This is a genomic window from Sporosarcina sp. Y1009 (genome assembly GCF_057669865.1).
On record NZ_JBYHFO010000008.1, the window covers coordinates 127,696 to 148,845 of the forward strand.

The 21,150-nt window shown below is 40.6% G+C and carries 20 protein-coding genes; 7 read left to right on the forward strand and 13 right to left on the reverse strand.

Annotated features, from left to right (window positions below; all coding sequences use genetic code 11):
- Positions 1 to 16 precede the first annotated feature (16 nt).
- Together AC25Y1_RS11910 and AC25Y1_RS11915 are read right to left on the reverse strand one after the other, a co-directional pair.
- Complete coding sequence (locus tag AC25Y1_RS11910) at positions 17 to 763, reverse strand: DUF4097 family beta strand repeat-containing protein (RefSeq protein WP_488148213.1); 747 nt, start codon at positions 761 to 763, stop codon at positions 17 to 19.
- 82 nt (positions 764 to 845) lie between these two features.
- Positions 846 to 1,787, reverse strand: a complete 942-nt coding sequence (locus AC25Y1_RS11915; RefSeq protein WP_488148214.1) for a DUF4349 domain-containing protein — start codon at positions 1,785 to 1,787, stop codon at positions 846 to 848.
- A gap of 151 nt (positions 1,788 to 1,938) precedes the next feature.
- Here AC25Y1_RS11915 and AC25Y1_RS11920 point away from each other — a divergent pair, with 151 nt between their 5' ends.
- The 3 genes from AC25Y1_RS11920 to AC25Y1_RS11930 all read left to right on the forward strand — a co-directional run bounded on the left by AC25Y1_RS11920 (position 1,939) and on the right by AC25Y1_RS11930 (position 5,047).
- Positions 1,939 to 3,084, forward strand: coding sequence for an SPFH domain-containing protein (locus tag AC25Y1_RS11920; protein ID WP_488148215.1), 1,146 nt, complete (start codon positions 1,939 to 1,941; stop codon positions 3,082 to 3,084).
- A gap of 21 nt (positions 3,085 to 3,105) precedes the next feature.
- Positions 3,106 to 4,227 (forward strand): hypothetical protein, encoded by a 1,122-nt coding sequence (locus tag AC25Y1_RS11925; RefSeq protein WP_488148216.1) that lies wholly within the window; start codon positions 3,106 to 3,108, stop codon positions 4,225 to 4,227.
- 169 nt (positions 4,228 to 4,396) lie between these two features.
- Positions 4,397 to 5,047 (forward strand): hypothetical protein, encoded by a 651-nt coding sequence (locus tag AC25Y1_RS11930; RefSeq protein ID WP_488148217.1) that lies wholly within the window; start codon positions 4,397 to 4,399, stop codon positions 5,045 to 5,047.
- A gap of 48 nt (positions 5,048 to 5,095) precedes the next feature.
- Here the strand turns inward: AC25Y1_RS11930 and AC25Y1_RS11935 are convergent, their stop codons facing one another.
- Positions 5,096 to 5,848, reverse strand: a complete 753-nt coding sequence (locus tag AC25Y1_RS11935; RefSeq protein ID WP_488148218.1) for an SDR family NAD(P)-dependent oxidoreductase — start codon at positions 5,846 to 5,848, stop codon at positions 5,096 to 5,098.
- Positions 5,835 to 6,779 carry an MBL fold metallo-hydrolase gene (locus AC25Y1_RS11940; RefSeq protein ID WP_488148219.1) on the reverse strand — a complete coding sequence of 315 codons (945 nt, stop codon included), beginning with the start codon at positions 6,777 to 6,779 and terminating at the stop codon, positions 5,835 to 5,837. Before AC25Y1_RS11940 ends, AC25Y1_RS11935 begins: the two co-directional genes overlap by 14 nt.
- A gap of 412 nt (positions 6,780 to 7,191) precedes the next feature.
- Here AC25Y1_RS11940 and proC point away from each other — a divergent pair, with 412 nt between their 5' ends.
- From proC to AC25Y1_RS11955, 3 genes are all read left to right on the forward strand, one after another.
- Positions 7,192 to 7,998, forward strand: a complete 807-nt coding sequence (gene proC, locus AC25Y1_RS11945; RefSeq protein WP_488148220.1) for a pyrroline-5-carboxylate reductase — start codon at positions 7,192 to 7,194, stop codon at positions 7,996 to 7,998.
- A 202-nt stretch (positions 7,999 to 8,200) separates the two neighbouring features.
- Positions 8,201 to 9,220, forward strand: a complete 1,020-nt coding sequence (gene namA / locus AC25Y1_RS11950; RefSeq protein ID WP_488148221.1) for an NADPH dehydrogenase NamA — start codon at positions 8,201 to 8,203, stop codon at positions 9,218 to 9,220.
- 131 nt (positions 9,221 to 9,351) lie between these two features.
- Positions 9,352 to 9,885 carry a YbaK/EbsC family protein gene (locus AC25Y1_RS11955; protein ID WP_488148222.1) on the forward strand — a complete coding sequence of 178 codons (534 nt, stop codon included), beginning with the start codon at positions 9,352 to 9,354 and terminating at the stop codon, positions 9,883 to 9,885.
- An 82-nt stretch (positions 9,886 to 9,967) separates the two neighbouring features.
- Here the strand turns inward: AC25Y1_RS11955 and rnz are convergent, their stop codons facing one another.
- From rnz to mce, 5 genes are read right to left on the reverse strand one after another with little or no spacing between them, the layout of a single operon-like run.
- On the reverse strand, positions 9,968 to 10,912 hold the full coding sequence (rnz, locus tag AC25Y1_RS11960) for a ribonuclease Z (RefSeq protein WP_488148223.1): 945 nt from the start codon (positions 10,910 to 10,912) through the stop codon (positions 9,968 to 9,970).
- A 27-nt stretch (positions 10,913 to 10,939) separates the two neighbouring features.
- Positions 10,940 to 12,124, reverse strand: coding sequence for a DNA polymerase IV (locus AC25Y1_RS11965; protein WP_488148224.1), 1,185 nt, complete (start codon positions 12,122 to 12,124; stop codon positions 10,940 to 10,942).
- 32 nt (positions 12,125 to 12,156) lie between these two features.
- Positions 12,157 to 13,281 carry a M20/M25/M40 family metallo-hydrolase gene (locus AC25Y1_RS11970; protein WP_488148225.1) on the reverse strand — a complete coding sequence of 375 codons (1,125 nt, stop codon included), beginning with the start codon at positions 13,279 to 13,281 and terminating at the stop codon, positions 12,157 to 12,159.
- Positions 13,282 to 13,295: 14 nt separating this feature from the next.
- Positions 13,296 to 14,843, reverse strand: a complete 1,548-nt coding sequence (locus AC25Y1_RS11975) for an acyl-CoA carboxylase subunit beta (protein ID WP_488148226.1) — start codon at positions 14,841 to 14,843, stop codon at positions 13,296 to 13,298.
- Positions 14,844 to 14,847: 4 nt separating this feature from the next.
- On the reverse strand, positions 14,848 to 15,258 hold the full coding sequence (gene mce / locus AC25Y1_RS11980) for a methylmalonyl-CoA epimerase (RefSeq protein WP_488148227.1): 411 nt from the start codon (positions 15,256 to 15,258) through the stop codon (positions 14,848 to 14,850).
- A 114-nt stretch (positions 15,259 to 15,372) separates the two neighbouring features.
- On the opposite strand from mce, the gene prli42 reads away from it, so the two are divergent.
- Positions 15,373 to 15,465, forward strand: a complete 93-nt coding sequence (gene prli42, locus AC25Y1_RS11985; RefSeq protein WP_488148228.1) for a stressosome-associated protein Prli42 — start codon at positions 15,373 to 15,375, stop codon at positions 15,463 to 15,465.
- A gap of 92 nt (positions 15,466 to 15,557) precedes the next feature.
- Here prli42 and AC25Y1_RS11990 read toward each other — a convergent pair whose 3' ends face one another.
- From AC25Y1_RS11990 to AC25Y1_RS12005, 4 genes are all read right to left on the reverse strand, one after another.
- The gene (locus AC25Y1_RS11990) at positions 15,558 to 15,998 is read right to left on the reverse strand and encodes a BrxA/BrxB family bacilliredoxin (protein ID WP_488148229.1); all 441 of its coding nucleotides are present in this window, start codon (positions 15,996 to 15,998) and stop codon (positions 15,558 to 15,560) included.
- A gap of 123 nt (positions 15,999 to 16,121) precedes the next feature.
- On the reverse strand, positions 16,122 to 17,204 hold the full coding sequence (gene meaB / locus AC25Y1_RS11995) for a methylmalonyl Co-A mutase-associated GTPase MeaB (protein ID WP_488148230.1): 1,083 nt from the start codon (positions 17,202 to 17,204) through the stop codon (positions 16,122 to 16,124).
- Positions 17,204 to 19,360, reverse strand: coding sequence for a methylmalonyl-CoA mutase (scpA, locus tag AC25Y1_RS12000; protein WP_488148231.1), 2,157 nt, complete (start codon positions 19,358 to 19,360; stop codon positions 17,204 to 17,206). The genes meaB and scpA overlap by 1 nt, the downstream gene beginning before the upstream one ends.
- A complete protein-coding gene (locus AC25Y1_RS12005; RefSeq protein WP_488148232.1) occupies positions 19,353 to 21,047 on the reverse strand; it encodes a methylmalonyl-CoA mutase family protein in 1,695 nt (564 codons plus the stop codon). Before AC25Y1_RS12005 ends, scpA begins: the two co-directional genes overlap by 8 nt.
- Between the last annotated feature and the right edge of the window lie 103 nt (positions 21,048 to 21,150).

A 21,150-nucleotide genomic window follows, 5' to 3' on the forward strand; every position in this document is an offset into this window, starting at 1 on the left:
TGCATTAGTCATTAAATTAATCGCTGAGTGACAAAGAGATACTCCCTACAGCTACTGTCAATTTGACGTTCGGTCCGCCAATTCCAATAGAACCGCCTACTTCGTTCGGTAAGTTGATTGTTGTATTCCCCACACTATTATTTAAGTCGGTTTGGAGGGCGAGTGGTGCTTCTTTTGTTTTGACGTCAATATTCCCAACTTCGGTTTTCGCTTGAATGTTATTCGCTATACTTTGTAAGTTAATTGTAATGTCCCCAACTTCCGCCTTGGCATTGACCACTCCACCTATTCCGAGTAAGTTAATATTCCCGGTGGTTATAGTTATATGCGATTCGTTGGCATAGATCGAATCGACATAAATGTTTGCAACATCGGCGTGTACCTGAAGTCGATCATATTGTTTAGTAGGAAGCTCTACTAAAATGGTATAACCGTCAGATAATTTTCGGAAGGAAAAAAAACCGGATTTCATTTTTGCTTTTATCGTTACTTCGCCGTTTTTTTCTTTTAAAGTCAGCTTGAACTTTTTTGATGGTTTCTTCGTTGCTTTTCCTTCTAATTGCACCCGTATGTCATGCCCGTCATGTGGCGCAATTTGAATGTCGCCGATATCCGTAGACACATTCACATTTACAATATGATCAGCGGCAATGGATTTGCTTAACTCATCTCCAGATCCTCCGAATAAGAACAGCAAGAATTTAATCGCGATAATAATTCCAATAAGGATCACTGCAATGCGCATGATTTGGTTCAAACTCATTTTGTTTTCCCCTTTATTAGGCTGATCGCTGTACCTTACCATTCTATTCGTGAATGTCCGTTAAAATAGCCGGATTCCAAATTTACTTAACCCTATTTCGAACAAAGGCGAAATAAACGCCAAACCCAATCAGCAGTAAAAGAATAAAAATCGGTAAATTTCCAATGATGAATACGATCAAACCTGAACCGGCTGCAAGTATAAAGTTCGTACTAGTCGCAAGTTGTTTTTTCGTTTTATCCCATGTATCTAAGTCTTTATTATCTAGTTCGGGTACAATAACGCGATTCTCAAACATCATAATTTCAATCGTCGAATAAGCTGTTTGGTTTTCTAAGAAATTCATTTTCCCAACAATTAGTTCAATTTCTTCTTGGATAGCCGATAAGTCAGACGATATTTTTAATAAATCCTCGGTTTTTTCTGCATCGCCCATAAAATCAAGCAACCTTTCCTCAACTGCGCGTTTCGATTTAACTCGTGATTTCAAGTCAACGTATTGCTCCGTCACATCTTGGCCGGTTACTGAACGCTCTAAGATGTCAGCAGCTTCTCCCTCGGCAGCTGTCAAAAACTTTTGGAAATGTTGTTCTGGAATTCGAACTGTAATTTCTCCGCTAACTGATTCATCATCTTCTCGATATACATTTGACTCCACGATGTATCCACCGTATTCAGTCACCTTTTTTTCTATATTTTGTTCAGCTTTTGCAAAATCTTTTACATTCAGTTGCAAATTTGCCCGGTGGATGATCATCCGGTCCGTTGAAACTTCGCTAACCACTTTTCCAACGTCTGTTTCTGATTCTGATTCTGATTCAGCCTCTGCGCCGGACTCCTCGCTCTCTGTCACTGAACTATCCCGGTCAACAGCCATATCATTTGAAATCGATGATTCAGGGGATGATTCATATTTCCCCGCAGATAGCCCCTTATCTTCTTTCATTGAATCATTTGAACTGCATGCGGTCATAAAGATAGAAACACTTATTATTAACCCTATCCATAACACTTTTTTCATCATAGATTCCCCTCCTGGTCTCGTTAATGAAGTAGACGGTAAAATTTAGAAATAGTTACAACTGACTAAAATGAAACCAAAAATAGATTCGAACGTATTATGATATAATGGCATTAGTTAAATTAGTGAATGGAAACTACTAGGAGGGCGAAATATGGGACTTTTTGGATTCTTTAAAAGTCAATTTATAGAAGTAATCGAATGGACAGACAGTAATACCAACACAATGGTTTACAGATTCCCCGTTCAAAATAATGAAATTAAAATGGGTGCAGAATTAACCGTTAGAGAATCGCAAGTAGCGATTTTTGTCAATGAAGGTGAAATTGCCGATGTATTTGGTCCAGGTAGGCATCAATTATGGACGCAAAACATGCCTGTCTTAACAAAGTTAAAGTCTTGGAAAACTGGTTTTAACTCTCCTTTTAAAGCAGAAGTATACTTTGTCAATACGAAACAATTTGTGAATCAAAAATGGGGTACGTCAAATCCAATTATGATGAGAGATCCTGAATTTGGGATGATTCGTTTACGTGGATATGGGATCTATTCTTACCGCGTTTCCGAACCGACTGTATTTTTAAAAGAATTATTTGGAACGAATGCTACATATGATACGAGTAGCATTGAGAATCAGTTGAAAAAGATGATTATCTCCGGTTTGACAGATTTATTCGCAGAGTCGAAAATAGCAGCACTAGATTTGGCGATGTTCTACGACGAGTTAAGCACACAAGGGAAAGAAAAAATGCAAGAGCGTTTTAGTGCATTTGGATTTGAAATCACTTCCCTATACATCGAAAACTTATCGTTGCCAAAAGAAGTTGAACAAGCGATGGATAAACGAACATCGATGGGCGTTCTTGGTGACCTAGGACAGTACCAACAGTTTCAAGCGGCTGAAGCACTTCGGGACGCTGCGAAGAATGAAGGCGGCGGACTTGCAGGAGCGGGCGCTGGACTCGGAGCTGGAGCTGCATTAGGTGGTGTCATGGCGAATGCGTTTTCAGGCAATCAACAACAAAATGCAGCACCAGCACCATCACCAGCGTCTGAAAAAGTAAATTGTCCGCATTGTGATGCCCTCGTCAACAAAAACGCTAAGTTTTGCGGAGATTGCGGAAAATCAGTACAAAAGAAAAAAGTTCCATGCGTTAATTGTAAAACAGAAATAAATGAAGATGCGAAGTTCTGCGGCGAGTGTGGGACTAACCAGCTTTCTAAGAAAACTTGTGAAAAATGTGGGAAAGAAAATAATCCAAATGCCAAGTTTTGTGGGGACTGCGGAGAAACGCTATAACAGGGAAAAAGAGGTGAGCTCGTGACAAACTCGGAAAATAACGAACAAACCGAACCGGTAACGATTGAACAAACCGAAGTAAATCAATGTTCTTCTTGTGGGGGGAATACAGTTTATGACCCTTCCAGCGGCGCTCTTAAATGTCCTTTTTGTGGAAGCGAAAAAGAAATTGAAAAAACACAACATAATACAATTGAGCATAGCTTTTTACAAGCATTAGAAAAAGATGACCATAGTTGGGATGATGAAAAACGCGTTTTTTCATGTGAAAACTGTGGAGCTGAAACGGTTTTAGATAAAGACAAAGTAGCTGACTTTTGTACATTTTGCGGCTCATCTCATATTTCTTCAAGTGAAAATCACGCGGGGATTAAACCCGCCCTAGTCCTTCCCTTTCAAGTGCCGAAAGAGGAAGCAATCGAGAAATTTAAAGTTTGGATTAATAAGCGCTACTTCGCCCCTTCTTCACTGAAAAAATCTTATCAATTAAGTAAAATTTCCGGGGCGTATCTTCCCTATTGGACATTCGATTCGGAGACCCGTTCAAATTTTGTCGTACGAATCGGAACCTATTATTATGTTACCGTCACGCGAACCGTCGTTGAGGACGGTAAATCTAGACAAGTAACAGAACAAGTTCGGAAAATTAGATGGCGGACAGAGAGCGGCCGGTACAATGAGTTTTTTGATGATGTTCTTGTAAAAGCCTCCCGTAATGTAGCAAGTGATCTCATTCATAAAATCGAACCTTTCCAATTGAATGCCCTTGTTGACTATAAATCTCAGTTTCTATCGGGTTTCTTGGCAGAAAGATATTCAATTCCTCTGAAGGAAGGTTGGAATGGGGCAAAAGCGATAATTGACAGGCGGATTACAAATGGGATCGAAAGACAAGTTCACGGGGATGTTGTACAAGTTACAAGCGTCTCTACCAATTACGATGACATTACGTATAAACATATCTTATTGCCAATCTGGATTTCATCGTTTCATTTCAATAATAAGGTTTACCGATTTTTAGTGAATGGACAAACTGGAAAAGTCAGTGGAAACGCGCCAATAAGTGCTCTAAAGGTAACGATTTTTTCGTTAGTTGCTATTGTAGTTATTACTATTCTTGTTGTTTTCTTTGGAAATCAGTGATTTTGCAAGATTAAAATGGTCAGGAGGTTGCCCTCTTGACCATTTTTTCATTTCAGTTTAGCACTAAAAAGTGACGTGTAAAATATGTTTGTACAGGTCTTTGTAGTAGAAAATGTTATAGTTGTATAGAAGCATAATTATTTTGCATGCAAGATTAGGAGAGAATATCATGGATAGAAAAGAAAAACAATTAGTTGATCACTACTACAAAAAGTTTTCCGAAAGAAGTTTTGATGAAAAAGATGTGTATAGCTTTTTAATGGGCGTTAGAGAGCATGCGAGCGAAATTAAAGTGATTAAAGAACTTTCAGACTTTATTGTACATAGAGAAAAGAGTACGGGCTACGTAAAGGATTACCTGAATGAATGTAAGGATATTATTAATAATCTAGGAAAAGAAAAAAACCGTAGAAAAATTGAGAATATCTTCTCGTTTAAAGAAATCAGAAACGGTTTCAACGCTTTATTTCTACAACTTGGCTTTGAAAAACTACCTTTAGACATCATCAATGATTTCATTATCTGTATGATTTCATTATTGCAGGACGTAAAAATCGTTTCTGGTAGCTTAAACAAAGAAGTCGGGCACCTAAGTTTTGCCGCATCTAGCAAAGAGCTATTTTTGATGGGCAATATGACGATTCGTAACCAGGGTCGATCTATGCCTATTACATTTCCTGTATTATCCGTAAATAATCTCTACGAAGAAATAACACCCCAAGACAAAAATGATACGCCCTATCTCTTCGATCATGAACTCATGGAAGTCATAAATATAAACCAAAAATTGGCCATAACGTTTCCTGAAATAAAGGCCTAATAACAATGAAACCAGCCGTGAGAAATTAATCGGCTGGTTTTTCATCGGCTATTTTTTCAAAAAGTAGTTGCGTCCTAATCGTTCGACAAGCGTTGGTGCAAGCGCGTGAAGTTTACTTGTAATTCCCATATACCAAGGTAGATTCACTTCTCTTACAGGTTTTTCAATCGATTGCATCACTGAATCGACAACTGTGTCTACGGTCAGTAAATGTTTACTTAACGATTTACGGTAATTCCCAGTCTTGTCTGCAAGATCTAGGAACGCTGTATCGATTGGACCTGGATTAATTGTCGTAACGTGAATGCCGAACGGCGCAACTTCCATACGTAGTGCATTCGCATACCCTAATAGTGCATGTTTTGACGCAGCGTAGACAGAGGCCTTCGGGGTTGCAACCTTCCCCGCTTGAGAGCCGAGGTAGATTAAATGGCCACTTTTACGTGCCATCATGTTCGGCAGTAGACGTTTTGTCAGTTCGATTGGTGCAACGACGTTGATGTCCATTGTTCTACGTGTTGTTTCGCTGGAAAGTTCATGCGCATATTGGAACGTACCGACACCTGCGGAAAAAATAACAACGTCTGGAAAACCAATTTGTTCCATGATAAAATCGATGCCTTCCATTTCAGATAAATCCGCGGGTATCGTATGTGCCCCTTCATTCTCCAACTCCCATAATACATCCGGGGCTCTTCCGGTTGCCCAAACTTCATGCCCTTCTTTTAGCAATCGCTTGGTCAATGCATATCCTACTCCACTTGTTGCGCCTGTGATTAGGAAGGATTTACGCTTTTTCATAATGCAAAATACCACTTTCATCTCGAGTTTCACGAACGAGTTCCTTGTCGACAAGGTAATCAGTATGTCCGATTGCTACAGATAATGTGAGCCCGAGTTCTTTTTCGTACACAGTTGGGAAAAGTGCTTTTGTTAATTCGAAAATTGTTCGTGGTCCATTGTCCATCATGGCATGTACTTTCATGGCACGTTCCCGTTGTTTTTCAAGTCTGGCCTCAATAAGCGGATGTGCATTTCGTACTTCGTCCCCATGGCCCGGGTAAATGACTTCAACAGGCAACGTAAGAATTCTTTTTAAGGATTCATTGTATTGAAGCAATGAACGCGGGCGCTTATCTTCTGGATCAAGTGGTGGTTCAATTAGTGGATTTGATGCCACTTTCGGAAGGACGAGGTCGCCCCCAATCATCTGTCTTGTGTCTTCATTCCAAAAGACATGATGGCTTTGCGCATGTCCCAATGTTTCTAGAGCTGTCCAACCCGGATGTCCAGGTAGCGCATCTCCTTCAATAAGTATTTTATCTAACGGTCTGTCTCCCATAAGCGCAACGGATCTTTTCATCTTTTTTACCCAAGCTAAATACTCATCGGGTACACCTTCTTCGATAAGGCAATCAAGGTAAAACTTGTCATGATAATTAAAAAAAGCTTCGTCTCGTTTTAACCAAAAATTATTGTAGGGATGTCCGAGCACTGTTGCGTTTTCAAATGCATCAATCCAACCCGCATGATCAGGGTGATGGTGTGTTAAGAAGACTTGTTCAATATCAGAAAATGTGTAACCTGCCTCTTTCAGGCCATGCTTGAGTGCTTCATACGCTTCTGGTGTTTTCGGTCCCGCGTCAACGAGTGATAACGTATCTCCTTTGATGAGAAACGCGTTTACATCACCAACTGCGAATGGTGTCGGAATAACTATTGTATGTATCATATGTAAAATCTCCTTCATGTGTAAATGAATAGGTATTCAGTTCATTGTACATCTTTTGGGAGTCGAGGTCATCTATTCTTTTAGTCGAATTATTAATTTGTTGACTTTCAATGGTTAGCATGCAATAATCAGACTAATTCAGGAACATGTAAGCTTTGACGAAGACGAGTAGTTATGGTGATGGAGATAAGAAAATGTGGCCACCGGCTGAAAGCCACACATCCCTCTCCCATTTCGAACCTGCTTCCGAGCTGTTGTGGAAACACGACCGTCTCCAACGCGTTAAGTTGGAAACAAGTAGTGCCGTAAATTCGGCAAATTTAGGTGGTACCGCGGAAACATGCGTTTTCGTCCTTTAAGTAGGATGAGAACGCATTTTTTTTGATTTTATTGAAATGAAAGAGGCGATTTTTTGGAAAAGATCATATTTGTAGGTGCGGGTTCGATGGCGGAGGCTATTATCGGTGGAATTGTAGCGCAAGGTGCGGTACTACCTCAAGATGTATTTGTGATGAATAAATCTGACGATGAAAGATTGATTTCATTGCAAAAAAGGTATGGAGTGTCCATCGTGTGCAAGGAGAAAAAAGCATTCGAAAATGCGGATCTTGTCGTTCTTGCGACGAAACCAAAAGACATTCAGCAAGTACTAACTGACATCTGCCCTTTCATAAATAAAAATACTGCTGTTTTATCTGTAATTGCCGGCGTTTCCATAAGCACTATTGAAAACGGTCTAGGAAATCGACCAATTGCGAGATCCATGCCGAACACATCCGCAACGATTGGAAAATCAGCAACTGGCATTGCTATGAATACTGCAGTCGATATCAATATGCGAAAACAGCTTCTAGGTTTGTTAGAATCGATTGGCCTAGTAAAAGAAGTTGAAGAAGACGATTTGCACGCGTTGACTGCCCTTTCCGGAAGTGGTCCGGCTTATGTCTATTACTTGGCGGAAGCGCTCGAGGAAGCTGCGATTAGTAAAGGGTTGAAAAAAGATGTGGCACGCTCACTCATCATCCAAACGCTTGAAGGTGCTGCGGCGATGATGAAAGTGACTGGAACGGAACCAGCTGAACTCCGGGAAAATGTGACAAGTCCCGGTGGAACAACCGCGGCAGGACTACAAGCATTGGAAAATCGATTTTTCAAAGAAACAATTGCTGAGTGCATTGAAAAAGCAACTGCTCGGTCGCGTGAACTAGGTGCGGAATAGCAATATTTATTCACCATTTTTTCTTGATGTTGCTTTCTTTCGATAAAACGTTTTCCTTCTCGGGGGAACTTTAGTCATAACTGATGCAACTATTAGAAATTCATCAACATACTATTATTCCTGAACTGTAACAGCCAAGAATTGAACTGCATTCTTCTTTATTGCTATACTAGTAGAAGAAATAAATATGGAGGTTATTCATTTGGCTAAGTTATTTGAACCTTATACAATACGCGGTGTCGAATTTAAAAACCGCATTGTGATGGCACCAATGTGTATGTATTCGAGTCATCATGAAGATGGCATGATTGAAGACTGGCATAAAACTCATTATGCAACGCGTGCCGTCGGGCAAGTTGGACTTATTATTGTGGAGGCGACGGCGGTACAACCAGAAGGACGCATATCCGCGCAGGATCTTGGCATTTGGAACGATGATCATATCGACGGTCTTGCAGAAGCCGTTCGCCTCATGAAACAACACGGCGCAAAAACGGGCATCCAACTGGCACATGCCGGACGGAAAGCGACTGTTGACAGCGATATTTACGCACCGTCTGCGATTCGATTCAACGATTCCTATAAAACGCCTGTTGAAATGACGAAAGACGATATACAGGAGACGATTCAAGCATTTAAAGATGGCGCAATTCGAGCTGAGAAAGCTGGATTCGATGTAATCGAACTGCACGGAGCACATGGTTATCTAATCAACGAGTTCTTATCTCCTTTATCGAATAAACGGACAGATGAATATGGCGGAACGAGTGAAAATCGCTACCGCATTTTACGTGAAATCATCCAGGAAGTGCGTTCAGTTTGGGAAGGACCTTTATTTGTCCGTATTTCCGCATATGATTACACAGAAGGCGGCATGACGCCGGAAACTTATATTGAAATGGTAAAATGGATGAAAGCGCAAGGTGTGGATTTGATTGATGTGAGTTCTGGGGCTGTGGTTCCGGCAAGAATCGACGCTTATCCGGGTTATCAAGTGAAGTTTTCGGAGACAATCAAAGAAGGCGCGGGTATTGCTACTGGGGCTGTTGGTCTAATTACCACTAGCATCCAAGCAGAAGAAATTTTAAAAAACAACCGCGCCGATGTCGTTTTATTGGCAAGAGAATTATTACGTGATCCCTACTGGGCATACACCGCAGCGAAAGAGTTAGGCGTGAAAATTGAAACTCCGAAACAATATGAGCGAGGCTGGATTTTTTAATTAGATAATAATCGAAAACCCACGAATTTTCTCATTCGTGGGTTTTCCATACCTATCGTCTGAACCATTTCTCACGTATAAAATAACTATTTTCCAAAATGATTGTTAATGTGAAACACTACTATGATATATTGAATGAAGAAATAGTTATTTTAATAATTCAAAAAGGTTCGAAAGGATTGGGAATTATGCAGATTTTATCGGGAAGCACCCAGCTTGTAGAGAATTCTTTACGTGAATTGGGCTATTCAAACGAGATTGTCCAATTAACAGACAGTGCGCGAACCGCGCAAGAAGCAGCAGATGCGTTAGGATGTGAAGTGGCGCAAATTGCCAAATCAATTATTTTCCGACTTAAAAGTACAAATGAACCTCTTTTAGTTGTTGCAAGTGGTATCAATCGTATCAACGAGAAGTCTATTGCCAGGCAACTCGATGATAAATTAGGGAAAGCTGATGCAGACTTTGTTCGCGAGTCGACAGGGTTTGTCATCGGTGGTGTACCTCCACTAGGACATAAAGAACCAGTGCGCACCTTAATCGACGAAGATCTTTTTCAGTTTAAAACGATTTGGGCGGCCGCCGGACATCCAAAAGCAGTATTTCAACTAACACCAGATGAACTTATGAAGATGACAAACGGACAAGTTGTATCAGTGAAATGATGTTTTTTTAAAAATAAACCCGATTGTTCCTACTCAAAGGAAAAACCGGGTTTGTTTCTTGACCTATTAGTTGTGTTTTACTTTAGTTTTCTATATGAATAAGTGTGTGGTTTTTCCATTCAAACCTCGCAAAGTCTTCAGCAATATAAAGGTCTGGAAAAATGGCTTGTCCTTGCTTTAATAATTCGGGAATGTCTCTTGGCAAAAAACGAGCACTAATATGATTGGCAATTAGTGTTTTTGCTTCGGCTAATTTTGCGGTTGTTGCCGCATCGCCAATTGTTGAATGACCATAGTCTTTTGCAAGTTCGCCCGTTTCTAGATCGAAGGTTGCTTCATGAATTAAAATATCCGCTTTATGCGCCAACTCAATTGCTTCAGCACAATAACGTGTGTCACCAAGGATTGTAACGGTAAATCCTTCTTGTGGTTCTCCTGTCACATCTTTACTTAAGACGAGTCGACCATCTGGCAATTCAACGTCTACTCCATCTTTTAATTGCTTCAAAAGCGGACCTTTTGGAACACCTATTTTTGTCACTTCTTCAATCAGTAATTTCCCTGGCAGCGGTTTTTGTTCAATCCGATAACCGAAACACGGAATCACATGGCGTAATGATTTTGCTGTAACCAGAAAGTAATCATTCTCAAAAACAATTCCGTCTCGAACTTCATGAATAACAAGTTGATATGTTAAATGAGTTTGACTTAATTGAAATGTAGTTGTCAGCCATTCTTCCAGTCCGACTGGTCCATAAATATGAAGGGCATCCTCGCCACCAAGAAATGACCTGGAACTTAAAAGGCCTGGTAAGCCTAAAATATGATCCCCGTGTAGGTGGGTGACAAAAATTTTAGCTATTTTACTCGGTTTCAATGGAGTATGTAATATTTGATGTTGTGTTGCTTCCCCGCAGTCAACTAGCCACAATCCTTCTCCTTCGGCAGAAAGATTTACGACGACTGAGGACGTATTACGCATTTTAGACGGCATCCCTGCGCCAGTTCCTAAAAACTGTAATTCCATAAGATTTTCCCACCTTTCCACGATTTGTTAGGATTGCCCTCTTTTTATTGAGCCAGGTCCGAATTTCTGTTCAATTTTTTTCACAAGGCTATCCAGTTTCTCTGATTCCGCATGTTTTTCAAAATTATAAATCGATAATTGCTCATATAATTCATTCGTCGGTATGACGTTTGATATAGTTATCCCAAGTAGACGGATCGGTTCACCATCCCAATATAATTTAAATAATTCGACTGCTTCATGATAGATTTCATCTTCTTTATAAAGCGGATTAAGTACTGTTCTGCTTCTCGTTTGGTTTTTCCAATCAGCAGTGCGAATTTGAATCATAATCACAGTTCCAGCTAATTGTTCACGTTCCAGTCGCATGGCAACTTTATTGGCCAACCATTTGAATGTTTTTAAGCATTCATTTAGTTCAGTTTCATCGATTGGTAAGGTCGTCGAACTTCCTACGCTTTTCCGTTCTTCCGCTGCTTCTGGATCCACAAGTCGCTCATCAATGCCGTTCGCTCGTTTCCTTAAGCGTTCCCCATTTTTGCCTAGAGATAAGCTTATTCTTTTTTCATCCGCTGTAGCGATATCTCCAATGGTGTAAATACCGAGTTCGTTCAGCTTCTTTTCAGTACTTTTTCCAATCCCATGCATTTCAATGACAGGAAGTGACCAAAGGATTTTTTCGATTTCACGCTTACGTAAAATTGTTATTCCCATGGGTTTCTTCATATCAGATGCTGTTTTAGCAAGAAACTTATTCGGTGCAATTCCAATTGAACATGGCAAATCCAGCTCTTGCATGATTCGTTGTTGAATGCCTTCCGTAATTGAAACGGCATCAGTGAGGCCGCCGATGCCAGTAATATCGATATATGCCTCATCAATGGAAACGGGTTCAACAAGGTCCGTATACGTTCGTAATATATCAAATACGGCTTTGGATGCGATTCTATATTTTTCGAAATCAGGCGGAACGATAACTAAGTCGGGGCAAAGTCGTCTCGCTTCACCCACTGTCATCGTTGTATAGATGCCGAGTGCTCTCGCTTCATACGAACAAGTTACGAGGATCCCACGGCGTTGTTTCGGATTTCCCGCAACCGCCATTGGAATTCCTTTTAGTGAGGGGTCATGTGCCTGTTCAACTGAAGCGAAGAAACTATTCATATCAAGATGCAGGATGACCCTTGCCCGTGTTTCACCGACAGTCGCCACATGACTTCCCCCCCATTTATTTGCTAATTACTTTATTCTTTTGAAGCTGTTACCTTAACAATTTCTATAAGTAATTCAGTTAATTTATTTAATTCTTCAACTGGCATCCGTTCATTTTTCGTATGAATTTCTTCATACCCAACTGATAATGTAACGGTTGGAATACCTGCGCCGTTAAAGACGTTACCGTCACTACCTCCGCCACTCGATAATAGCTCAGGAGTTCTACCGATATTGTTAATGGCTTGAATTGCTGTTTGAACAACTTCAGCATTTTCTTCAAAGCTGAATCCCGGATACATTTCTTGAACTTCAGTTTTAGCATGACCACCCATTTGTTCAGCTACTCGTTCAAATGTTGAAACCATATGATTCGTTTGCTTTTCTAACTTTTCCGGATTAATCGAACGTGCTTCTGCTACGATTGTAACTTCATCGCAGACGATATTTGTTGCGCGCCCTCCGTGGAAACTCCCGATATTTGCTGTCGTTTCAGCATCAATGCGCCCAAGCGTCATTGCGGAAATTGACTTGGCTGCAATATTAATCGCTGATACACCTTTTTCTGGCGCAACACCCGCATGCGCCGTTTTACCTAAAATCGTGGTCCATAGTTTAGCTTGATACGGTGCTGATGTTACAATGCCGCCTACTTTTCCATCACTATCTACCGCATAACCGTATTTTGATGTAATGAGGGAAGTGTCCATTTCCTTCGCGCCTACAAGTCCACTTTCTTCACCCGCAGTAATAACAAATTGAATATTCCCGTGTGAGATATTATTTTCTTTTACCGTACGCATCATTTCAAATAATGCTGCGATACCTGCTTTATCATCCGCACCCAGAATTGTCGTGCCGTCGGAATAGACATAGCCGTCTTTGCGCAGTTCTGGTTTTATACCTAATCCTGGAACAACAGTGTCCATATGACATGTGAAGTAAATGGAATCCGCGTCAGCTACGGTCCCTTTAATAGAAGCAATTAGATTTCCAGCACCGTGTCCACTTCTTTGTGCGGAATCATCTTCAATGACCGTAAACCCGAGTTCTTCCATTTTCGTTTTCAATACATCTGCAATTACACGTTCATCTTTTGTTTCAGAGTCGATTTGCACAAGCTCAAAAAATTCTTCTAGTAGTCTTTCTTTATTCATTAAATTCCATCTCCTTAAAGCGGTATATTTCCATGTTTCTTTTTAGGTCTTGTTTCTTTTTTATTCCGCATCATATCCAATGCTTGAATTAGCTTAATGCGCGTTTCTCTTGGATCGATAACGTCATCAACCATTCCATGAGAGGCAGCGACATATGGATTAGCAAATTTTGCACGATACTCTTCAATTTTCTCTGCTCGGGTTTCCTCTGGATTATCCGAGTTTGCGATATCACGTGAGGAAATAATATTTGCAGCGCCTTCAGGACCCATAACTGCAATCTCGGCATTCGGCCATGCATAAACAATGTCTGCCCCAATCGATTTCGAGTTAAGCGCAACATACGCACCGCCGAAAGCTTTTCGTAAAATAACAGTCATCTTTGGAACGGTAGCCTCTGAATATGCATACAAGATTTTTGCTCCGTGGCGAATAATGCCGCCGTGCTCTTGTTTTACACCAGGGAAAAATCCACTAACATCTTCAAATGTAATAATCGGAATGTTGAAAGCATCGCAAAAACGAATAAAACGAGCGGCTTTATCGGACGAATCGATATCAAGTCCACCAGCCATGACACGCGGCTGATTGCAAACTAATCCTACCGTTTCACCTTTAATACGAGAGAATCCGATGACAATATTCCGTGCAAATTCAGGCTGTACTTCCATAAATGAATCTACATCGACGACTTGTTCAATTACACGTCGAACATCATAAGGGCGAATGCCTTCATAAGGAACGACATCTGCAAGATCTGGACGATAATCATCACTGTCAGCGTAGTTCGCAATAGGCGGCTTTTCCTCGTTATTTTGCGGCAAGTATGACAGGAGTTTACGAACATTTTCCAAAACGGTCTTTTCGTCTTCCCCACGGAAATGTGCATTCCCACTAATTGAGTTATGTACTTTTGAACCGCCAAGCGCTTCTGAAGAAATTTTTTCGCCGGTTACGGTTTCAATTACTTTTGGTCCAGTAATAAACATTTGACTAGTGTTGTCTGTCATAAATACAAAATCCGTAATCGCCGGCGAATAAACTGCGCCACCTGCACATGGCCCTAAAATTACCGAAATTTGCGGAATAACACCAGAATAAATCGCGTTACGATAAAAAATTTCCCCATAACCATCTAAAGAAAGGACGCCTTCTTGAATTCTTGCACCGCCTGAATCATTTAAACCGATAAAAGGCGCACCATTTTTCGCAGCTAAATCCATAACATTTGCGATTTTCATCGCATGCATTTCACCGAGTGCACCGCCAAAAACAGTGAAATCCTGGGAAAACAAGTAAATCGGCCTACCCTCAATTTTCCCGTATCCAGTCACTACACCGTCTCCGGGTCCTTCTTGCATGTCCATGCCGAAATCCCGTGTACGATGCGTGACGAATGGTTTTAGCTCGACAAAAGTGTCTTTATCAAGTAGAAGATCAATTCGTTCTCTTGCGGTTAACTTCCCTTTCTCATGTTGCTTCTTAATACGTTCGTCACCGCCACCAAGTTCAATTGCTCTGCGTTTATCATAAAGTTCATTAATTTTATCGTAAATGTCCATTCAATTATTCCCCTTTATCGCTTTTTTCACATAGTTCGTATAAGACACCAAAAGAAGATTTAGGATGCAGAAATGCGACCTCTGCGCCGCCCGCTCCTGTTTTGGGTTCTTCTGATAATAAGTGAATGCCTTTTTCTCTAAGTTCAACCATTCTTGACCGAATGTCCGCTACCCCAAATGCGATGTGGTGAATCCCTTCGCCTTTTGTTTCTATAAATTTTGCAACCGGACCGCTTTCATCCGTTGGCTCAAGTAATTCAAGTTTAATATTCCCAGCATCTATAAATGCCACGCGAACTTTCTGGCTTTTTACTTCTTCAATCCCGAGCAATGTTAAACCCAGTGTATGTATGTAATATTTAAGTGAATCATCGATGTTCTTGACAGCAATACCAATATGATCAACATTTTTCACCCAAAACCCCTCCCTCTCTCTATTGTACCATTTTACAAGAAGAATCCGCTACCTGTTGTGATTTCCACAATTTCTGTTAAAATAGGAATAAGAATTATTTTAAGGAGTTTGAAAATGGCCAATAAAAACGTACGCAAATGGATTCTATATGTTATGATCGCACTGATGTTAGTATCAGGACTTGGTATGGGATTAAGTATGATGTAATTTCAATAGTTAAGGGCATCCGTAGCAAGATGGCCAATAAAAAAACTGTTTGCACACATAAAATGTGTGCGAACAGTTTTTTTGATCACGTATTATAAGTCTTCGCAATACGTCTCGAAATGGCCTTGTAAGTTTGCTACAACGGACATTGGATCATGTCCTTCGATTTCATAACGGCCAACTTCCGCGACCGGTTTCCCGTCTTTTAACAATACAAAAGATGGAGATGATGGTAAGTGATCCTCACCAAAATGCATTCTAGCTTGCGCTGTAGCCTCTTTATCTTGTCCAGCAAACACTGTGACGAGATGGTCTGGGCGCTTATCAAAATGGATAGCATGTTGTGCTGCAGGACGTGCAATTCCACCTGCACAACCACAAACCGAGTTTACCATGACTAGTGTCGTACCTGAACGCTTAACTGCTTCCTCAACTTGTTCAACTGATGTTAATTGTTCATAGCCGATTGCATCCATTTCGGTGCGGGCTCTAGTTACTGTTTCATTCATTAAAAGATTAAAATCCATAGTCATTACTATCTAACCCCTTTCTTTGTTTCAATGTAATCATAACAGGAGCATTATTGACATGCAAAGGACTTGCAAGGGATAACCATAAAAAGTTGTGCATCTATTAAGGTGAACTTCCTACTCGATTCACACATCAAACAAACGATCAACCGCGTTTGCTACTGTAAGATTTCCTTGAAGTAACTCATGTTCTAATCTAGCAACTGTTTCTTTCCTACCGGCTTCTGCAAAAAATGAATCTATGAGACGGTCATTAATCATCGAATGGAACCAATCTTTTGTTTGTAAATTTCTACGGTTGTCCCAGGCGTGGTTATTTTCCATTTCCTCTTTAAAGAGCAAGATTTTTTCCCAAACGTCATCGAGACCAGTTTTGGCAAGCGATGATACTGGCAGTGCTGTTGAAGTCCAACCGGGAGAAGTAGGTTGTAAAAAATGGAGCAGTTGTTTGTACTCTCTCACAGTCTTTTTTGCGAGCTTTAAATTATCTCCATCTGCTTTATGAACGACAATTAAATCCGTGAGCTCCATAATTCCTTTTTTCATCCCTTGCAGTTCATCTCCAGCACCGGTCAAAACAAGTAGCATAAAAAAGTCGACCATCCCACGAACAACCGTTTCACTTTGTCCAACGCCAACAGTTTCAATTAGAATAATGTCATACCCAGCCGCTTCGCATAATAACATCGTTTCACGTGATTTTTTATGAACACCCCCGAGGGTACCCGCTGTCGGAGAAGGCCTAATGAATGCGTTAGGGTGTCTAGCTAGCTCTTCCATCCGTGTTTTATCGCCAAGAATACTTCCACCTGTCAATGATGAACTAGGGTCAATTGCAAGCACGGCAACTTTATGACCAGCTTGAGCTAACAGGAGCCCGAAGCTTTCAATAAAAGTACTTTTCCCTGCACCAGGAACTCCTGTAATTCCAATACGAATACTATTTCCGGTAGTAGGCAACAAATTAAGTAAAAGTTGTTGCCCCGCTTTTTTATCGGCTTCAGTAATGCTTTCTATGAGGGTAATCCCTTTTGCTAATGCTAGACGTGATCCATCCATAATGTGTTTAGTTAAATCTGGAATTGAGATTACTTGTTGTTTTTTAACAAAACGTTTCCGAGGCAATGCGATCATTCCATCATGTGTAGAATTGATGCCATCCATGATGTTCATAGCACTATCGACACGGAAATCGTCTTTTTTATCCATTAATCTGTCACTTCCTCATACCCAAGTCTATGGTAAATTTCCTCAATAACTTTTTGGGCGGCAACAGGAATAACAGTTCCAGGACCAAATATTGCAGCTGCCCCGTTCTCACGAAGAAAATCATAATCTTGTGCAGGAATTACGCCTCCGACTACGATAAGAATATCTTCACGTCCAATTTTAACGAGTTCTTTTCGTAATTCTGGGACGAGTGTTTTATGCCCTGCCGCAAGTGAACTCACACCGATGACATGCACGTCGTTTTCTGCGGCTTGTAAGGCAGTTTCCTCCGGTGTTTGAAATAGCGGACCAATGTCAACGTCAAAGCCTAAATCCGCAAAAGAAGAGGCAATCACTTTTGCTCCTCTATCATGACCGTCTTGTCCCATTTTCCCAATTAATATTCTTGGTCTGCGTCCTTCGTTTTCCATGAAGTCTTCTGCCATTTGTTTCACTTCATCAATTTCTTCCTGATTCGAAAAGTTCGAACTATATACACCACTCACAGAACGAATCACCGCCTTATGTCTTCCTGAAACTGATTCAATTGCATCTGAAATCTCACCAATGGTTGCACGTGCACGTGCTGCATCTACTGCAATCTCAAGGAGATTACCTTCTCCCGTACGCGCTGCGCTTATTAATGCTTGAAGTGTACGTTCAACTTCAGCATTGTTCCGTTCTGCTTTTATGTGATTGATTCGGTCAATTTGTTTTTGTCGAACGACAGTATTATCGATATCCAAGATATCAATGGGCTCTTCAACGTCGAGTTGATATTTATTGACCCCGATAATCGTTTCCGTTTTAGAATCGATTTGCGCTTGTCGTTTGGCCGCTGCCTCTTCAATTTTCATTTTAGGAAGTCCTGTTTCAATTGCTTTCGCCATACCGCCTAGTTCTTCGATTTCTTCAATTAAAGCCCATGCCTTCTCCATTAGTTCGTCTGTCAATTTTTCAACATAGTAAGAACCACCCCATGGATCAGCAATCTTTGTCATCAAGGTTTCTTCTTGTAAGAATAATTGTGTATTTCGTGCAATCCGTGCAGAAAAATCAGTTGGAAGTGCAATCGCTTCATCAAGTGCATTCGTATGAAGGGACTGTGTATGGCCCATCGCTGCTGCATTTGCTTCGATAAGTGTGCGTGTCACATTATTAAACGGATCTTGCTCGGTTAAACTCCAACCAGACGTTTGGGAATGTGTACGAAGTGCGAGTGACTTTGGGTTTTCTGGTTCAAACGATTGAATCATTTGTGCCCACATTTTTCGAGCAGCGCGCATCTTCGCAATTTCCATAAAATAATTCTTCCCTATTGCCCAGAAAAAGGACAATCTCGGTGCGAATGAATCAATATCGATGCCTGCTTTTAATCCTGTTCGCACATACTCAAGTCCGTCAGCCAGCGTATAGGCTAACTCGATATCCGCAGTTGCACCAGCTTCTTGCATATGATAGCCAGAAATTGAAATCGAGTTGAATTTCGGCATCTTCTTGGAAGTGAATTCAAAGATATCAGCAATAATTTTCATGGACATTTCAGGCGGAAAAATATATGTGTTTCGAACCATATATTCTTTTAAAATATCATTTTGAATGGTCCCAGCAAGTTTATCTGGCGTTACCCCTTGTTCTTCAGCTGCAACGATATAAAATGCCATTACTGGGAGCACTGCGCCGTTCATCGTCATGGATACTGACATCTCATCGAGCGGAATCCCATCAAACAAGATTTTCATATCTTCCACTGAATCGATTGCGACACCAGCTTTTCCAACATCACCCGTCACACGGGGATGATCAGAATCATAACCTCGGTGCGTTGCTAAATCAAAAGCAACAGATAAGCCTTTTTGTCCCATAGCAAGGTTTCGTCTATAAAATGCGTTACTCTCTTCTGCAGTGGAGAAGCCTGCATATTGACGAACGGTCCAAGGTCTTGAAACGTACATTGTTGGATAAGGGCCTCGGATATTCGGTGCGATACCCGGATAATCGTTCATATGGGAAACGCTTTCAACATCTTCTCTTGAATAAACTGGTTTAATGTCGATTCCTTCATTCGTTAAAAATGGATTGCCCGGTATAGTAACTGCTTCTGATAATTTAGCTGCCTGTAATGGATTTATATCACTAAACTTCGGCTTATTCATTGCTCACTTCTCCTTTCCATTTATTTTTAATCTCTACAAGTTTTTTTATTTTGTCTTGTCCACTGAAAATGAACCCATTAAGTCCGTTGGCTAACCAACTTTCACTCAGTTCAGACTCGAAATTTCCAGCTACGTCGATTAAAATTCCATTTGGAAGACCGCTAAGTAAATCTGTCATGACTTCTTCAGTTACATTAGGTTTTGCGCAGACGACTACATAATCAGGATTAGCATTCAGGAGCCATTCATTTGCTTCCTTCGGGTTGGTGAATAAGGGACTCCAAGATGAGTGAATCCCCCCTGTAGCTAAAAATCCGCTAACAAAATCTGCTCGTGGTTTCACATCTTTTAATTCGCCAAATGAGAGTAAAACTGTTTTGGGCTGTTGTTCTTGAAAATGGACTCTTATCTTTTCAAACGGTTCAGCTAAACGACCCTCTATCACTATTTTGCTGCTTTCTTTTAATTCAACCGCAGTTAAATCTGCATAAATATTTGTTCCAATTAAGGATTTCTTCCCGATTGCTACTTGCTTCGCATTATCCAACCTGCAGGCTTTTAAATGTTGTTCAAGCTTTCCATCGTTGACATATGTGTTATAGCCACCTGCTGTATCGATTTCAACAAATAATGCCCACGCTTTTTCAACAAGTTCATTTGTCAAAGTATCGATAAAATATGACCCACCTGATGGATCGAGTACTTTATCCACTAGTGTTTCATTTTTAATAACGAGTTGTACATTTTGCGCATAACGAATGGAGGCAGGTGTTGCCCCTGTTAATATGTTATGTGGGTGTACAGTAATCACATCGGCACCACCGAGGACAGCTGAAAATGCTTCGTTTCCTGCACGGAGTAAATTGACATACGGATCTAGTTTCGAAAAAGTCCGAAGAGAAGTTTCTGTTAAAATTGGAACATGACCAACCTTCGTTTCACCGAATGATGTACCAAGTGCTTGCCATAAAACACGAAAAGCACGGATTTTAGCGATTTCCATAAAGAAATGGCTGTCAATTGCAAAACCAACAAAAAACTGTTCACTAAACTCATGAAAACTTTTATAAGTAGTTGCAGTTTCAGCCCCTTTTGCAAGTGCAAGTGCCAGCTCTGTAACCGCATCTGCACCGTTTAAATGCGCACTGCGTGTATCTGAAAAATTAGTTCGAATATTTTTATAGCCTTCTGGTAAAAAACAACCCGTAATCGAAACGGCACCCCGCACCTTGCTTCGATTTTCTGTTGTTACTAAATCAAATATTTTAAGTACAGAATCGTCATGCTTCGTATTTGTTATGAATATTGGGTGTAAAGGAAGAAGATTCGCTAATCTTTCAAGTGACTTATCATCCCATTTAAGTTGCTTTGTCCCATCATAAACAATCGCTTCGTTTCCACGTTCAAGTGAATTTGAAAGCGCTAGAACAAATGACTTCCCGTCATCGGCATATTGATGTTGAGCAACCACCCATCCAGGTTGTTTTTTTGCAGCCCTGATAGTCGAAATCATCGCTGAATGATCTGTTTCTTCTTTAACATATAATGGCTGTAAGTCGATGCCTTCAGGCGTTTTCGTAATTAGTTTTTCAAACTGTTTCCCTTTTAATGATTTAACTGCAACCTCTTTCCATTCGGAATAGTTTACATCTTCAAAAGTCGTTGTTTTCATCGTATGTATTGTCATTTTTCGATTCCCTCCTAAACTACTGGACTAACTTCTATTTTACATGAGCACCGAGCATATTGTAAGTTGAAAAAGCCCAGAACCTTATTTCTGTTCTGGGCTT

Bases quoted from the DNA above. Each gene is read 5' to 3' on its own strand.
- AC25Y1_RS12005 (WP_488148232.1), bottom strand. From the start codon at position 21,047: ATGACAATACATACGATGAAAACAACGACTTTTGAAGATGTAAACTAT.
- AC25Y1_RS11910 (WP_488148213.1), bottom strand. From the start codon at position 763: ATGAGTTTGAACCAAATCATGCGCATTGCAGTGATCCTTATTGGAATT.
- AC25Y1_RS11940 (WP_488148219.1), bottom strand. From the start codon at position 6,779: ATGATACATACAATAGTTATTCCGACACCATTCGCAGTTGGTGATGTA.
- AC25Y1_RS11935 (WP_488148218.1), bottom strand. From the start codon at position 5,848: ATGAAAAAGCGTAAATCCTTCCTAATCACAGGCGCAACAAGTGGAGTA.
- meaB (WP_488148230.1), bottom strand. From the start codon at position 17,204: ATGGATAAAAAAGACGATTTCCGTGTCGATAGTGCTATGAACATCATG.
- AC25Y1_RS11920 (WP_488148215.1), top strand. From the start codon at position 1,939: ATGGGACTTTTTGGATTCTTTAAAAGTCAATTTATAGAAGTAATCGAA.
- AC25Y1_RS11975 (WP_488148226.1), bottom strand. From the start codon at position 14,843: ATGGACATTTACGATAAAATTAATGAACTTTATGATAAACGCAGAGCA.
- AC25Y1_RS11990 (WP_488148229.1), bottom strand. From the start codon at position 15,998: ATGACTATGGATTTTAATCTTTTAATGAATGAAACAGTAACTAGAGCC.
- AC25Y1_RS11915 (WP_488148214.1), bottom strand. From the start codon at position 1,787: ATGATGAAAAAAGTGTTATGGATAGGGTTAATAATAAGTGTTTCTATC.
- prli42 (WP_488148228.1), top strand. From the start codon at position 15,373: ATGGCCAATAAAAACGTACGCAAATGGATTCTATATGTTATGATCGCA.
- scpA (WP_488148231.1), bottom strand. From the start codon at position 19,360: ATGAATAAGCCGAAGTTTAGTGATATAAATCCATTACAGGCAGCTAAA.
- AC25Y1_RS11970 (WP_488148225.1), bottom strand. From the start codon at position 13,281: ATGAATAAAGAAAGACTACTAGAAGAATTTTTTGAGCTTGTGCAAATC.
- rnz (WP_488148223.1), bottom strand. From the start codon at position 10,912: ATGGAATTACAGTTTTTAGGAACTGGCGCAGGGATGCCGTCTAAAATG.
- AC25Y1_RS11930 (WP_488148217.1), top strand. From the start codon at position 4,397: ATGGATAGAAAAGAAAAACAATTAGTTGATCACTACTACAAAAAGTTT.